Genomic DNA, 13751 nt, shown 5'->3' on the forward strand with positions numbered 1-13751 from the left:
CGGCTTTTAGTAACAAAATACGCTCATCACGCAGATGAAAGGGTTTTCAGTTATTTGAAAACCCTTTCATTTGTGTAATTTAATTTCTTTATGGTAATTATTTTCCCTGTTTCATTTCGTTACATGAGATCTCAATCACGATATTGCCCAGGTATTGAAAATGCTTTCATAAGTTATTGGAAGAAAAGACGTAATTGCATTTCAAAAAATGCGAGTTGCGTCATGTGAGTCAAAATTGGCATCGGCTACTATGAGCCCCGCACACACAGTTATTTGCAGCGTCGACACTCTTCGCTGTCCCACGACAAGGAAAGGCTCATGAAAAAGAAATTGATCTCCTCCCTGATTGCTCTGGCCACCCTGGGTGTTGCCGGTACTGCGACCGCTGCCATCGAGGAGGGTCAGCTGACCATCTGGATCAACGGTGACAAGGGCTACAATGGTCTGGCTGAAATCGGCAAGAAGTTCGAGGCCGAGACCGGCGTCAAGGTGACCGTGGCTCACCCGGATCAGGTAGAAGTGAAGTTCCAGCAGGCCGCCTCCACCGGCAACGGTCCGGACATCTTCTTCTGGGCTCACGACCGTTACGGTGAGTGGGTCAAGTCCGGTCTGCTGGTGCCTGTCACCCCGAGCGATGCCGAGAAGGCCAAGTTTGAGCAGTTTGCCTGGGACGCCATGACGGTCGATGGCAAGGTCTACGGGTATCCGGTGGCTGTCGAAGCCGTGAGCCTCATCTATAACAAGGATCTGCTGCCCGAGCCGCCGAAGACCTTCGAAGAGATCGCCCAGATCGACGAGAAGCTGAAGAAAGATGGCAAGCGCGCCATCATGTGGGCCTATGACACCCCCTACTTCAGCTATCCGCTGGTAGCGGCCAACGGGGGTTATGCCTTCAAGAAAACGGCCACCGGTTATGACGTGAAAGACACTGGTGTGGCCAATGCCGGTGCCAAGGCGGGCGTCAAATATATCTCCGACATGATCAAGAACGGCAACCTGGAGAAGGGCATCGACTACGGTGTGATGGATGCCAAGTTCAACAAGGGCGAAGTGGCCATGATGATCAACGGCCCCTGGGCCTGGAGCAACCTGGACAAGACTGGTCTGAAGTATGGCGTCGCTCCGCTGCCGACCCTGAATGGCAAACCGGCCAAGGCCTTCGTGGGCGTGCTGGGTGCCACCATCAACGCCGCCAGCCCGAACAAGGATCTGGCCATCGAGTTCCTCGAGAACTACCTGCTGACCGATGGCGGTCTGGCGCCGATGAACGCCGACAAGCCCCTGGGTGCCGTGGCGCTCAAGTCCTTCCAGAAGACCCTGGAAGCCGATGCCCGCATCAAGGCCACCATGGCCAACGCCCAGGCCGGCGAGCCGATGCCGTCCGTACCGGAAATGAGCCGCTTCTGGTCCTCCTTTGAGACCGCGCTGAAGAACGTCACCTCTGGCCGTCAGCGTGTTGACGAGGCTCTGGATACTGCTGCCAAGCGTATCGTTCAGTAATTGCACCACCCCGCGGGAGGCCAACTGCCTCCCGCACCCTCTACTCTCTTGGCGTTATAAAGGTTAATTGGCATGGAAGTAGTACCTTCTATCGAATCCTATGCCGGTCCGAAGAAAGACAAGTATGTCTGGCTGAAGTGGACCATGGCGGCCCTGGTTGCCGTCCTCAATGGTTATGCGGCAGTCATGATGTATGCCAGCGGCGAGTGGGTATTTGCCCTGCTCGACCTGGTGGTCGTCTCTGTCGGACTCTATGTCTTCATGAACAAGAAGACCTATGCCCACCGCTACATTTTCCCCGGTGTGGCCGGCATGGTTGTTTTTATCATCTTCCCTCTTGCCTACACGATCGGCATCGCCTTCACCAACTACTCGGGTGCCAACCTCCTCTCCATGGAGCAGGCCCGGGAGTATCACCTCAAAAAAACCTACAAGGTGCAGGGCGGTGAGTACGATTTCACCCTGGTTAGTGGTGAAAACAATCAGTTTCAGCTGCTGCTGAAACAGGGAGACCAAGCCTTTATCAGCCATCCGCTGAGCCTGATGGACAACAAGACGCTGGATCTGGCCACCAAGCAGGGTGTCGCCGCCGGCGATGCCAAAGAGGTGCCTCTGCAGCCGGTGACCGGCGAGGTCACCGCGACAGCGGCCCCGATCCGCGAGATTGTGAGCCATCGCAGCGACCTTAATCGTCTCAGCCTGCGTCTGCCGGACGGTGTCACCCTGACCATGAGCAGCCTGCGCAAGTTCGCCGCTCAGAAGAGCCAATACAGCCGTTTGACCGACGGTGCCGTGCTCAAGTCCGGAGTGGTCATCAAGGATGGCAACCTGCTGCGCGACAACCAGAGCGGTCAGCTGATGCTGCCCAATCAGGAGACCGGTTTCTACCAGTACATCGACGAGCAGGGTCAGTTTGTCGGCAAGAGCGTCGCCCCAGGCTTCGTGGTCGCCGTCGGCTGGAAGAACTTTGCCCGTATCGTCACGGACCCGGGTATCCAGGGGCCCTTCCTGCAGATCTTTATCTGGACCGTTATCTTCTCCGCCTGTTCGGTCGCCTTCACCCTCGCCATCGGCATGGTGCTGGCTTGTCTGGTGCAGTGGGAAGAGCTCAAGGGGCGCGGCTTCTATCGGGTCATGCTGATCCTGCCCTATGCGATCCCGGCGTTCATCTCGATCCTGGTGTTCAAGGGCCTGTTCAACCAGAACTTCGGTGAGATCAACCTCTTCCTCGAGGCGGCCTTCGGCATCAAGCCGGACTGGTACACCAGTCCCATGCTGGCCAAGACCATGATCCTCATCGTCAACACCTGGCTGGGTTATCCCTACATGATGATCCTCTGCATGGGTCTGCTCAAGGCCATCCCGGAGGATCTCTACGAGGCCTCCGCCATGGACGGAGCCGGTCCCATCCAGAACTTCTTCAAGATCACAGTACCCCTGTTGATGAAGCCGCTGACGCCCCTGCTGATTGCGTCGTTCGCCTTCAACTTCAATAACTTCGTCTTGATCCAGCTGCTCACCAACGGGGCGCCGGACATCATAGGTGCCACCACCCCGGCCGGGACCACGGATCTCTTGGTGAGCTACACCTACCGGATCGCGTTCCAGGGATCGGGCGGTCAGGACTACGGTCTGGCCAGCGCCATCGCCACCGCCATCTTCCTGATTGTCGGTGCACTGGCCCTGCTCAACCTGAAGCTGACCAAAGCGGACAAGATCTAAGGAGAGACCCATGGCAATCGTACAACCCAAATCGGTGAAGTATCGGGTCTGGGCCACCCATCTGGTGATGTGGAGCTTCGTGGCGCTGATCATCTTCCCGCTGATCATGGTCATCGCCATTTCCTTTAGAAACGGCAACTTCTCGGTGGGGGAGATCATCCCCACCAATCCGACCCTGGATCACTGGCGGCTGGCGCTGGGCATCCCGGTCACCAATCCGGACGGCAGCATCACCCCGCCGCCGTTCCCGGTGCTGACCTGGCTGTGGAACTCCATCAAGATAGCGGGCCTTACCGCCCTGTTTATCGTGGTGCTCTCCACCACCTGCGCCTACGCCTTCGCCCGTCTGCGTTTCCGTGGCAAGGCCACCATCCTCAAGGGGATGCTGGTGTTCCAGATGTTCCCGGCCGTGCTGGCGCTGGTGGCCATCTACGCCCTGTTTAACAAGATTGGTGAATACATCCCCTGGCTCGGGCTCAACACCCATGGCGGCCTGATTTTGGCCTACATGGGGGGGATTGCCCTGCACGTGTGGACCATCAAGGGCTACTTCGAGACCATCGACTCCTCCCTGGAAGAGGCGGCGGCCATCGACGGCGCCACGCCGTGGCAGGCGTTCCGCCTGATCCTGCTGCCCCTGTCGGTGCCGATCCTGGCGGTGGTCTTCATCCTCGCCTTCATCGGGTCGATCACCGAGGTGCCCATGGCCTCCATCCTGTTGTCGGATGTGAACAGCCTGACCCTGGCGGTCGGTGCCCAGCAATACCTCTACCCCCAGAACTACCTGTGGGGTGACTTCGCCGCGGCGGCCGTGCTCTCCGGCTTCCCCATCACGGTCGTCTTCCTGCTGGCCCAGCGCTGGCTGGTGGGTGGTCTGACGGCGGGCGGCGTCAAGGGCTGATGCATTCACAGGCGGCGGGAGTGCCCGCCGCCAGGTTAAAACGATTTTTGAGCGGAGCCTGTCATGGCAGAAGTTGTACTTAAAAGCGTTCGCAAGAACTACGATCCGGCGGTCCACAAGGACACCCTGCGCAACATCAACCTGGACATCAAGGAAGGGGAGTTTATCGTCTTCGTCGGCCCGTCCGGCTGCGGTAAGTCCACCCTGCTGCGGATGATCGCGGGTCTGGAGGATATCACCAGCGGCGAGCTCTCCATCGGTGGTCGTTACATGAACGATGTCCCGCCGGTCGAGCGCAACGTGGGCATGGTGTTCCAGTCCTACGCCCTCTATCCGCACATGAACATCTACGAGAACATGGCCTTCGGCCTCAAGCTCAAGAAGATGGACAAGGAGACCATCCACAAGCGGGTGATGCGCGCCGCCGAGATCCTCGGCCTAGAGCCGCTGCTCGAGCGCAAGCCCAAGGCTCTCTCCGGCGGTCAGCGTCAGCGGGTGGCCATCGGTCGCTCCATCGTTCAGCAGCCCCAGGTGTTCCTGTTCGACGAGCCGCTCTCCAACCTCGACGCCGCCCTGCGGGTCAAGATGCGTATCGAGATCGCCAAGCTGCACAAGGAACTCAACTCCACCATCATCTATGTGACCCACGATCAGGTCGAGGCCATGACCCTGGCCAACCGTATCGTGGTGCTGAGCCCCCTCAAGGGTGAGGCCGAGAGCAACCTGGAGCAGTTTGGTACCCCGCTCGAGCTCTACCACAACCCGGACAACAAGTTCGTGGCCGGTTTCATCGGCTCTCCCAAGATGAACTTCCTCAAGGGGACCCTGACCGAGATCGGTGAGCAGGAGTGTGTGGTGACCCTGACCACGGGGGACAAGGTGCGCGCCCGGGTCGATGCCCGTCGCGGCCAGGTGGGGGATGCCGTGGAGCTGGGGGTGCGCCCCGAGCATCTGGTGGCGACCGACCACGACCACGCCCACAGCGTGGTGACCGGCACGGTACAGGTGGCCGAGCACCTGGGGGCCGAGTCCTTCGTCTACATGGAGGTGGATGGTCACGACTTTACCGTCAAGGCCAATGCGGACCTGGAGGTCGAGGCGCGCCAGCAGTTCAGCGTCGGGATCCCGGCCGAAGCCTGCTACCTGTTCGACGCCAAGGAGCGGGCCTTCCCCCGTACCGCCCGTTACAACCGCACCTAAGGTGCAAGCTCCCGGCCAGGAGGGCCGGGAGTTCGGATTTCCAATGCAGTGTTATCACTTTTGCCGGCCCTTGGGCCGGCTTTTTATTGCAGCTCGGCGGTGATATCCGGCACAAAGGTCTGGCTGGTGATGGGGGGCCGCTCGTACCCTTCCTGATTGATGGGCGGCAGCTTTATCTTCTCGTACTGGATCGCCTCGTAGGGGATCTTGGAGAGCAGGTGGGTGATGCAGTTGAGCCGGGCCCGCCGCTTGTCATCGGCATCCACCACGAACCAGGGGCTGTCCTGGGTATCTGTGTAGGTGAACATGTCATCCTTGGCCCGGGAGTATTCGGCCCAGCGGGAGCGGGACTGCAGATCCATGGGGCTGAACTTCCAGCGCTTGATGGGGGTGTTGATGCGCTCCTTGAAGCGCTTCTCCTGCTCCTCATCGCTCACCGAGAACCAGTACTTGATGAGGATGATGCCGGCGCGGATCAGCATCCGCTCGAACTCGGGGCAGGCGCGCAGAAACTCCCGGTACTCCTCGTCGCTGCAAAAGCCCATCACCCGTTCGACCCCGGCCCGGTTATACCAGGAGCGGTCAAACAGCACCATCTCGCCGGCGGCCGGCAGGTGGGCGACATAGCGTTGAAAGTACCATTGGGAGCGCTCTCTGTCCGAGGGGGCGGGCAGGGCGGTGACCCGGCAGACCCGGGGGTTGAGCGGCTCGGTGATCGCCTTGATGACCCCCCCCTTGCCGGCGGCGTCGCGTCCCTCGAACAGCACCACCACCTTGAGGTGCTCCTGCTTGACCCACTCCTGCAGCTTGACCAGCTCCTCCTGCAGATGGGCAAGGTGGTGCTCGTAGAGCTTCTTGTCGAGCCGTTTGATCTTCTCTTTGGCCATCCTTCTCTCTCCTTGTCGGTCTCTGATGAGCATGCACTAATCGGAGCAGGGGTGACCAGTCTCCCTGTGCTAAACTGCCGCACCTGTCATGAGAATGGATCTATCGATGAAACAGCGGATCGAGCTCGGCGGGCGCAGTCTCGCCTATCTGGACGAGGGCCAGGGCCCCGTCATCCTGTTTGGCCACAGCTACCTGTGGGACAGCGCCATGTGGGCGCCCCAGGTGGAGGCCCTCAAGGGGCAGTATCGCTGCATCGTCCCCGAGCTGTGGGGACACGGGGAGTCCGATGGCCTGGCGGCCGGGCGCCTCACCCTGGCGGATCTCGCCCGGGATCATCTGGCCCTGCTCGATGCCCTCGGCGTCGGGGAGTTTATCCTGGTGGGTCTCTCCATCGGTGGCATGTGGGGGGTAGAGCTGGCCAGGATGGTGCCAGAGCGCATCAAGGGGCTGGTGTTGATGGATACCTTCGTCGGCCTCGAGCCCCAGATCACCTGCGAGCGCTACCTCGGCATGCTGGGGGCCATCGAGCAGCTCGGCACCATTCCGGCACCCATCGTCGAGCAGGTGGCGCCACTGTTTTTCGCCAACCAGCCAGACCCGGCCCTGATGGCCGGTTTCAAGGCCCGTCTGGCTGCCTGGCCGGCGGACAAGGTGGCGGCCATGGTGGCGGTGGGGCGCAGCTTCGTCACCCGCGCCGATCGCATGGAGTGGCTCGAAGCGATCCCCTGTCCGGCCCTGGTGATGACAGGTTGTGAGGACAAGGCGCGCCCCGTGCTGGAAGGCTACCTGATGGCCGAGGTGCTGGCGTGTCCTCTGGTGGAGATCCCCGGGGCGGGCCATATCGCTACCCTGGAGAATCCGGCGTTCGTCAACCAGCGGTTGATGCACTTCCTGGCGCAGCTGTGAGAGAGGGGTAACCCCGAATAAGAAAAGGAGCCGTCGGCTCCTTTTTTCTTGGCGAAGAGGGTATCACCAGATATAGCCGAGTCCCATCCCGGCATAGAGCTCGCCCCTGTGCTGGACGATGGGGCTCTGCGCGATATCGTCATCATAGCGCTCGTAGTTGACACCAAAGCCGCCAATCCAGTTGGCACTGAATCGATAGCTGCCGATGAGCGAGACCATGGGGGAGAGGGTGGTGCCCGTGTTCCACGCCGGTCGGCCGGCCCTGGCCTCCTCCTGTGAGACGCCGCCAAAGTAGTAGTTGGCGAGATTGTGACTGCGCAGCATCACACCGGCCCCCGGCATCAGCAGCAGCGGGCCACGGATGATGGGGAAGTTGGCCCACAGCATCACCTCCTGACCGTTGCTGTTGCCGGTCACATCTGTGGTGGCACGCATGCTCAGCAGGGCATAGGGAGTGATGAGATCGGCCCCCAGGCCCGCCTCAAATTCCCCCTTGCGCTTGTGCATGCCGCCGAGAAAGGGGTCATCATCCGGGTCCAGGTTGCCAAAGCGCATCCGGCCGAAGGCGTAGGTCGACAGGCCCCCCTCCCGGGTGAGGTAGTAGCGGGCCCGATCGCCCAGGTACATGAGGTCGTCCCCAAAGTAGAGGGCGCCCGGAATGGGGAGCAGGGCATCGTCCTGGTGCTGGTAGCGTGCCTGGCCACCGATGAGTGCACCGCCCAGCACCAATCCCTTGGGAATGGGGCTGGTGGGGCTGTCACTGGAGAAGGCGCCCAGGGCGCCGAGATCGATATCGGCCCGGGCCTGCCCCGCCAGGAGCAGGGGGAGTAACAGCAGAAGACGAGGGGTGTGGGTCATGGGCCACTTCCTTATGCCAGGGGGGAACCCCAGTGTAGCGGGCCCCCCCTCAGGTGGGAAGCCGGCTATCCCTGGCTAAGCGGGAGCTCGTCGCGCTTGGGCCAGACATTGAGTACCGCCTTGACCAGGGTGGCCAGCGGGATGGCGAAGAAGACCCCCCAAAAGCCCCACAGGCCGCCAAAGAAGAGCACGGCCACTATGATGGCGACCGGGTGCAGGTTGACCGCCTCGGAGAAGAGCACCGGGACCAGCACATTGCCGTCGAGGGCCTGGATCACCAGATAGAGGATCATCAACCAGGCAAATTCGGGAGTCAGGCCCCACTGAAACAGCCCCACCATGGCGACCGGAACCGTCACCACCACGGCCCCTATATAGGGAATGAGTACCGAGAAGCCCACCGCCACCGCCAGCAGGGCCGAGTAGCGCAGCCCCAGGAAGGCAAACGGGATATAGGTGGCCACCCCGACGATAAGGATCTCCATCACCTTGCCGCGGATGTAGTTGACTATCTGGTCGTTCATCTCCAGCCACACCTGGCGTACCAGGGCTCGGTTGCGCGGCAGGAAGCGCTGCAGGCCGCCGAGCAGAGCCTGCTTGTCTTTGAGCATGAAAAAGACCAGCAGGGGGACCAGGATGAGATAGATGAGCAGGGTCACTATGCTCACCAGCGAGCTTAAGGAGGCGGCGACCAGGCTCTCCCCCAGAGAGAGAATGCGCTGGCGAATGGTGTCGATGACGCTCTCTACCAGGGAGATGTCGACCAGATCCGGGTACTTCTCCGGCAGGTTGCGCACGAAGTCCTGGGTGTGGGCCAGCATGGTGGGCGCCTCCTTGGCCAGGTTGATCCCCTGTACGACCAGGGTTGGCACCAGGCCCAGCAAGAGCATGATCATGCAGGCGAGAAAGAGGGTGACCACCAGCGCCGTGGCGAGGGTACGCGACAACCCCAGTCGTTGTAGCCGGGCTACCGGCCACTCCAGCAGGTAGGCGAGCACCAGGGCAACCAGAAAGGGGCCAAGCAGATTGCCAAACCACCAGAGGACGGCGAAGCCGCTGAGCAGCAGCAGGAAGAGGGCGACCGCATCGGGATCGGAGAAACGGGACTTGTACCAGCGCCTGATGACATCAAACATTCAGAGCAATTCCTTGTGGCAGACCTGCACCCGCAAGTGCAGATGATCGGCAGACTCCTCGCAAGTCTCCCAGTGGTGGCCCATTCGGGTGAGGTAACGGGGGATATCCCGGCGTGAACCCGGATCGCTGAGCAGCAGCTCGCGCGTCTCCCCCGTGGCGGCCTCACGCAACCAGAGTTTGACCCGGATCAGGGGCTCGGGGCAGCGCAGGGCTCGCAGATCCACTCTCTCCATCGTCTCTCCCTCATGACGGCAGGCTATTATTGCCCCGCGGCGAGTGTTAAACAACGCTTGTGGGGGCCAGATGGCAAGGTTATCCTGCGCAGGCCCATCCCAAGGAGAGAGAGAGCGTGGCCAGAAAATCCCTCGTCGCCGCCAGTATTCCCCTGCTGATCGCCGCCCTCAGCGGTGCGACCGCGCCGGCGCTGGCCAGCAATCAGTTGCCCGATATCGGGACCGCCGGTGTCGTGGCCCTGCCCATCGAGCAGGAGGTGCGCTACGGGGATGCCTTCATGCGTTTTGCCCGTGCCGGTCTGCCGGTCATCGATGACCCTGTGCTGAGCGAATACCTCGACAGCATAGGGCAGCGTCTGCTGGCCAACGCAGACGGGGTACGTTTCCCCTTTACCTTCTTTCTGGTCAACGACAGCAGCATCAACGCCGCCGCCTTTCTCGGTGGGCGCGTCAAGGTGCATACCGGGCTGTTTCTCTATGCCGACAACGAGAGCGAGCTCGCCTCGGTACTGGCCCACGAAATCACCCACGTGACCCAGCGCCACATCGCCCGCTATCTCGAGGCCCAGGCCAGCAATACCCCCCTGACTCTGGCCGGTTTGGTGGGCTCGATTGCGCTCGCGGTGATCAACCCCACCGCCGGTATCGCGGCGCTGCAGACCACCCTTGGCTTGTCGATGCAGTCGGCCATCAACTACACCCGCGACAACGAGTTCGAGGCCGACCGTATCGGCATGAAGACCCTCTATGACGCCGGGTTCGAGCCCATGGGAATGGCCAACTTCTTCCAGAAGCTGGCGGCGGAGTACCGCTATACCAGCAAACCCCCCGAGATGCTGCTCACCCACCCCCTGCCCGAGACCCGCATCTCGGAGGCGCGGGCGAGAGCCGCCAGCTACCAGGCCCGGCGGGTGCCCCCCAGCCTCGACTTCCTGATGGCCAAGGCCCGTATTCAGGTGCGTTACGGTAACGAGAGTGCCGATGGCATGCTCACCTATTTCGATGCCCGCCTTGCCAAGGGGGACTATGGCCTCAAGGATGCGGCCCTGTATGGCAAGGCACTGGCGTTGGTGCAGCTCAAACGCTACGACGAGGCCGATGTCATCATGAAGGAGCTGGCGAGCCGCCACCCTGAAGATCTCTTCGTCATCGATACCCAGACCGATATCGATATGGCCAAGGGGCGCAGCCAGGAGGCGATCGCCCGTCTCAAGTCGGCCCAGCGGCGCATGCCCGACAACGAGGTGGTTATCATCAACCTGGCCAATGCCCTGCTCGAGAGTGGCCAGACCAAGCAGGCCATCGCCCTGCTCGATCCCTATGTGCGCGCCCACGGGGATAACAGCCTGGCCTGGAGCATGCTTTCCGATGCCTATCGCAAGGCCGGACGCATGACCGACCTGCACCTGGCGAGGGCCGAGCAACTGGCCCTGCGCGGTGACTATCAGGCCGCCATCGACGAGATGGTGGTGGGGCGAGGCACGACCAGTGACAAACTGACCCTGGCCCGAATCGAGGCGCGCATCGCCCAATTGGAGCAGGCGCAGAAGGAGCTGGAGTCTCTCAAGCGCTAACGTCAACAAGCGAAAGAGGCGGCCCCGTGAAGGGGCCGCGTCGTTACTGTTTGGAGCTGTAGATCATCCAGGGCTCGGGGCGGGGCAGAGGGGTGAGCATGGTGGTGACCAGCTCATCGACCTTGCGGGCCGAGAGCTCACCCGTGATGGTCTCCTTGAGCTGGCCGCTGGCATCGAGCAGATAGCTGGTGGGAAGCGCCCGGGGCTTGGGATAGGGGAGCCTGGCATTGGGCAGTGCTCTGAGCAGGGGGAGCTCGGGAGCGAGCGGGGCACCCTGGCGGCCAAGCTCCTCTTGGGAGGTGGCATCATAGCTCACCAGCAAGACCTGAAGACCGCGCCGGGTCACCATCTCCTGCAGCAGGGGAAGTTCGCTTTGGCAGGGGGCGCACCAGGGGGCGTAGTAGCTGACCAGCAGGGGGCGACCATAAAACTCGCTGAGGGCAACCCGAGCCCCCGATGCCTTCTCAAACTGGGTGATCTCGCCACAGCCACCGAGCAGCAGACCGGCCACAACTGCCCAACAAATTCGTTTCATTCAGTTATGTTTCTCCACGTGTTTCCCCTACAATGGCGGCCGTTGATTAGCTGCCACGGGAGGCCTCATGAGCCGAGTCAGAATTTACCACAATCCGCGCTGTTCCAAGAGCCGGGAAACCCTGGCCCTGCTCTCCGAGCAAGGGATTGAGCCCACCGTCACCCTTTACCTGGAGCAGGCCCCCGGCGAGGCGGAGATCCGTGAGCTGTTGGTACTGCTGGGGTTTGACGATCCGCGTCAACTGATGCGTACCAAGGAGGAGCTCTATCGTGAGTTGGGGCTGGCCGAGCAGTCGGGGGATGCCCTGATCCGCGCCATGGCCGAGCATCCCAAGCTTATCGAGCGTCCCATCGTGGTCTGTGACGGGCGTGCCCGCATCGGTCGTCCGCCCGAGCAGGTGCTGGAGATCATCAAGTGACGAGCTCCCTTGCCCGTATCCTGGCCCTCTTCGGCTATCTGGGGCTGCTGGTCTGGGTCGTGCTGTGGCACGGTTGGCTCTCACCCCATCCGGAGATCAGCAACACCCTGCTGCTGACCATCTGGGTGGTGCCCCTGCTCTTTCCCCTGCGGGGGATCCTGCTGGGCAAGCCCTATACCCATGCCTGGGCCAACTTCGTGCTGATGTTCTATTTTCTGCACTCCCTGACTCTGATCACCACGGACGAGGGGGAACGCCTTCTGGCGCTGGTCGAGCTGCTGCTTGCCACCATCGCCTTCGTGGGTTGCACCTACTATGCCCGGCTGCGCGGCCGGGAGCTGGGACTCGGGATAAAGAAAGAGAAACAGCAGGCGAAGTAAGAGAGAGGCGGGTTATCCCGCCTCTTCTCGTTTCAGCCGTTTGGCCTCACCCAGGGCAAACGCCATCAGGTCGGGATAGAAACGCAGAAAGCCCTGCTCCATCTCGCCTCTGTGTGGCAGGGACAAGTCGCGAACGCCCTCTCCCAGGGGAAGGGGGCGGCGCAGACGACGACCGATCCCGTCGAGCGCCCGGGCCGTTCCCTCCCACTCTGCATAACTCTCCAGCCACCCTTGTTCGGCCATATGGCGCAGGGGCAAGGGGAGCCCGGCCGGGAGGTGCCCGGGGTGGTGGGGACGCACGGTGAGCAGGGCACGGTAGTGCCTGGCGAGAAAGGCAGGCAGGGGATCGGCGGCGAAGCGCGCCCAGTGGCGGCTCAGCCAGTGGTCATAGAGCATGTCGATCAGGATGGGACCATAGCGGCGCCAGGGGGACGAGAGGCTGGCGACGGCGGCCCTGTGTTCGGGGTGGTTATCGGTAAAACCGTCGATGGTGCGGTGCAGACGAATGCCGAGTCTGAGCTCGGGGGAGAGATCGCCGGCCAGGGGCCCTTTGACGAAGTCTCCCAGCAGATTGCCCAGGGGAGAGGTATGGGTGTGATCTGCCAGATGGAGGTGGGCCAGATAGTTCATGGGGTATCTCGTTTCAGACCCCCTCAGGCTAGCGGATACGAAGACAAAAAAAAACCGGCCAGAGGCCGGAGAATCAACAAGGAATGGCTTTACAAAGTGCTGCCATGGGCAGCAAAGACAAACTATGGGGTGTTGCAAACATGCACACGGGAAGAACACGCAACGGGAGCACACTCCGCAGCCCATCCTTCAGCAATATTGCGGAGTGAATAGTAGTGTGATCTGGCTCACATTGCAAGATGTTGTTGTAATAAAACTGGCAAACTGAAACGCTTTCAGTTGATAAGGTGTTTTTTAGCGCAAAAATTTTATTTTTTGTAATTTTATTACGTTTATTTTAGATCAGTCATCATCATAAGGCTCCCGCTCCTCCATCACCTCGAGTAGGTTGATGGCGACGCCGATGAAGTCGCTGTCGGTGACGATGCCGATGAGCTTGCCCCGCTCTACCACCGGCAGGCAGCCATATTTGTGACGCTGCAGATAGAGGGCTGCCTCCTTGATCCCCGCGTGGGGGTCGACCCAGGCCACGTTGCGGGTCATCAGCTCCTCGAGCCGCACGCTGTCGGTGAACTCCGCCTCCCGCTCCTGGGTGGTAACAAAGAGCTTGGACTCCCGGGTGGCCAGTACATCGCTCAGGGTCACCAGACCCAGCAGCTGATGCTCACCGTCGACGACGGGAATGTGGCGGATTTTCTCCTGGTTCATCAGATCGATGGCCTGCTTGAGGCTGTTTTCCGGTCCCAGGGTGAAGGGTTTCTCGGTCATGATTTCGGACAGGGTGATCATGGCGGCCTCCTCGCTACTGCCTTCCTGATCCACATTACTCGGGGGGGCGTGGTAGCGATTGATCAAGGTCAAGACATTTT

The 13751-nt window shown here is 61.2% G+C and carries 15 protein-coding genes; 8 read left to right on the forward strand and 7 right to left on the reverse strand.

Translation table 11 applies throughout. The features are described 5' to 3' along the window. The first annotated feature begins 318 nt into the window (after positions 1-318). The 4 genes from malE to AB5Y48_RS09655 all read left to right on the forward strand — a co-directional run bounded on the left by malE (position 319) and on the right by AB5Y48_RS09655 (position 5323). Positions 319-1500, forward strand: coding sequence for a maltose/maltodextrin ABC transporter substrate-binding protein MalE (malE, locus tag AB5Y48_RS09640; RefSeq protein ID WP_368164286.1), 1182 nt, complete (start codon positions 319-321; stop codon positions 1498-1500). A 72-nt stretch (positions 1501-1572) separates the two neighbouring features. Further along, positions 1573-3222: a maltose ABC transporter permease MalF gene (gene malF / locus AB5Y48_RS09645; protein ID WP_050665036.1), complete on the forward strand. Its 1650-nt coding sequence runs from the start codon at positions 1573-1575 to the stop codon at positions 3220-3222. Between the two features lie 10 nt (positions 3223-3232). Continuing rightward, positions 3233-4123: a maltose ABC transporter permease MalG gene (gene malG, locus AB5Y48_RS09650; protein WP_050665037.1), complete on the forward strand. Its 891-nt coding sequence runs from the start codon at positions 3233-3235 to the stop codon at positions 4121-4123. 63 nt (positions 4124-4186) lie between these two features. Then, entirely contained in the window at positions 4187-5323 is a 1137-nt protein-coding gene (locus tag AB5Y48_RS09655; RefSeq protein ID WP_050665038.1) for an ABC transporter ATP-binding protein, read from the forward strand. 83 nt (positions 5324-5406) lie between these two features. Here the strand turns inward: AB5Y48_RS09655 and ppk2 are convergent, their stop codons facing one another. After that, positions 5407-6210: a polyphosphate kinase 2 gene (gene ppk2 / locus AB5Y48_RS09660; protein WP_050665039.1), complete on the reverse strand. Its 804-nt coding sequence runs from the start codon at positions 6208-6210 to the stop codon at positions 5407-5409. A 106-nt stretch (positions 6211-6316) separates the two neighbouring features. Here ppk2 and AB5Y48_RS09665 point away from each other — a divergent pair, with 106 nt between their 5' ends. After that, positions 6317-7117, forward strand: coding sequence for an alpha/beta fold hydrolase (locus AB5Y48_RS09665; protein WP_136613083.1), 801 nt, complete (start codon positions 6317-6319; stop codon positions 7115-7117). Positions 7118-7180: 63 nt separating this feature from the next. Here AB5Y48_RS09665 and AB5Y48_RS09670 read toward each other — a convergent pair whose 3' ends face one another. The 3 genes from AB5Y48_RS09670 to AB5Y48_RS09680 all read right to left on the reverse strand — a co-directional run bounded on the left by AB5Y48_RS09670 (position 7181) and on the right by AB5Y48_RS09680 (position 9345). Beyond that, positions 7181-7975, reverse strand: coding sequence for a MipA/OmpV family protein (locus tag AB5Y48_RS09670; RefSeq protein ID WP_136613084.1), 795 nt, complete (start codon positions 7973-7975; stop codon positions 7181-7183). A gap of 65 nt (positions 7976-8040) precedes the next feature. After that, positions 8041-9111, reverse strand: coding sequence for an AI-2E family transporter (locus AB5Y48_RS09675; RefSeq protein WP_050665041.1), 1071 nt, complete (start codon positions 9109-9111; stop codon positions 8041-8043). Beyond that, complete coding sequence (locus AB5Y48_RS09680; RefSeq protein WP_050665042.1) at positions 9112-9345, reverse strand: sulfurtransferase TusA family protein; 234 nt, start codon at positions 9343-9345, stop codon at positions 9112-9114. A 116-nt stretch (positions 9346-9461) separates the two neighbouring features. Here AB5Y48_RS09680 and AB5Y48_RS09685 point away from each other — a divergent pair, with 116 nt between their 5' ends. Continuing rightward, positions 9462-10919 carry a M48 family metalloprotease gene (locus AB5Y48_RS09685; protein WP_050665043.1) on the forward strand — a complete coding sequence of 486 codons (1458 nt, stop codon included), beginning with the start codon at positions 9462-9464 and terminating at the stop codon, positions 10917-10919. Between the two features lie 43 nt (positions 10920-10962). On the opposite strand, the gene AB5Y48_RS09690 is transcribed toward AB5Y48_RS09685, so the two are convergent. After that, positions 10963-11454: a thioredoxin family protein gene (locus AB5Y48_RS09690; RefSeq protein WP_082634767.1), complete on the reverse strand. Its 492-nt coding sequence runs from the start codon at positions 11452-11454 to the stop codon at positions 10963-10965. A gap of 67 nt (positions 11455-11521) precedes the next feature. On the opposite strand from AB5Y48_RS09690, the gene arsC reads away from it, so the two are divergent. Beyond that, a complete protein-coding gene (arsC, locus tag AB5Y48_RS09695; protein ID WP_050665045.1) occupies positions 11522-11872 on the forward strand; it encodes an arsenate reductase (glutaredoxin) in 351 nt (116 codons plus the stop codon). Then, positions 11869-12252, forward strand: a complete 384-nt coding sequence (locus tag AB5Y48_RS09700) for a DUF2069 domain-containing protein (protein WP_060584709.1) — start codon at positions 11869-11871, stop codon at positions 12250-12252. The genes arsC and AB5Y48_RS09700 overlap by 4 nt, the downstream gene beginning before the upstream one ends. A 12-nt stretch (positions 12253-12264) precedes the next feature. On the opposite strand, the gene AB5Y48_RS09705 is transcribed toward AB5Y48_RS09700, so the two are convergent. Together AB5Y48_RS09705 and AB5Y48_RS09710 are read right to left on the reverse strand one after the other, a co-directional pair. Continuing rightward, entirely contained in the window at positions 12265-12882 is a 618-nt protein-coding gene (locus tag AB5Y48_RS09705) for an ACP phosphodiesterase (RefSeq protein WP_136613087.1), read from the reverse strand. 342 nt (positions 12883-13224) lie between these two features. Then, positions 13225-13671, reverse strand: coding sequence for a CBS domain-containing protein (locus tag AB5Y48_RS09710; RefSeq protein ID WP_136613088.1), 447 nt, complete (start codon positions 13669-13671; stop codon positions 13225-13227). Between the last annotated feature and the right edge of the window lie 80 nt (positions 13672-13751).

Source organism: Aeromonas sp. R6-2, assembly GCF_040908155.1.
Taxonomy (GTDB): Bacteria; Pseudomonadota; Gammaproteobacteria; order Enterobacterales; family Aeromonadaceae; genus Aeromonas; species Aeromonas schubertii.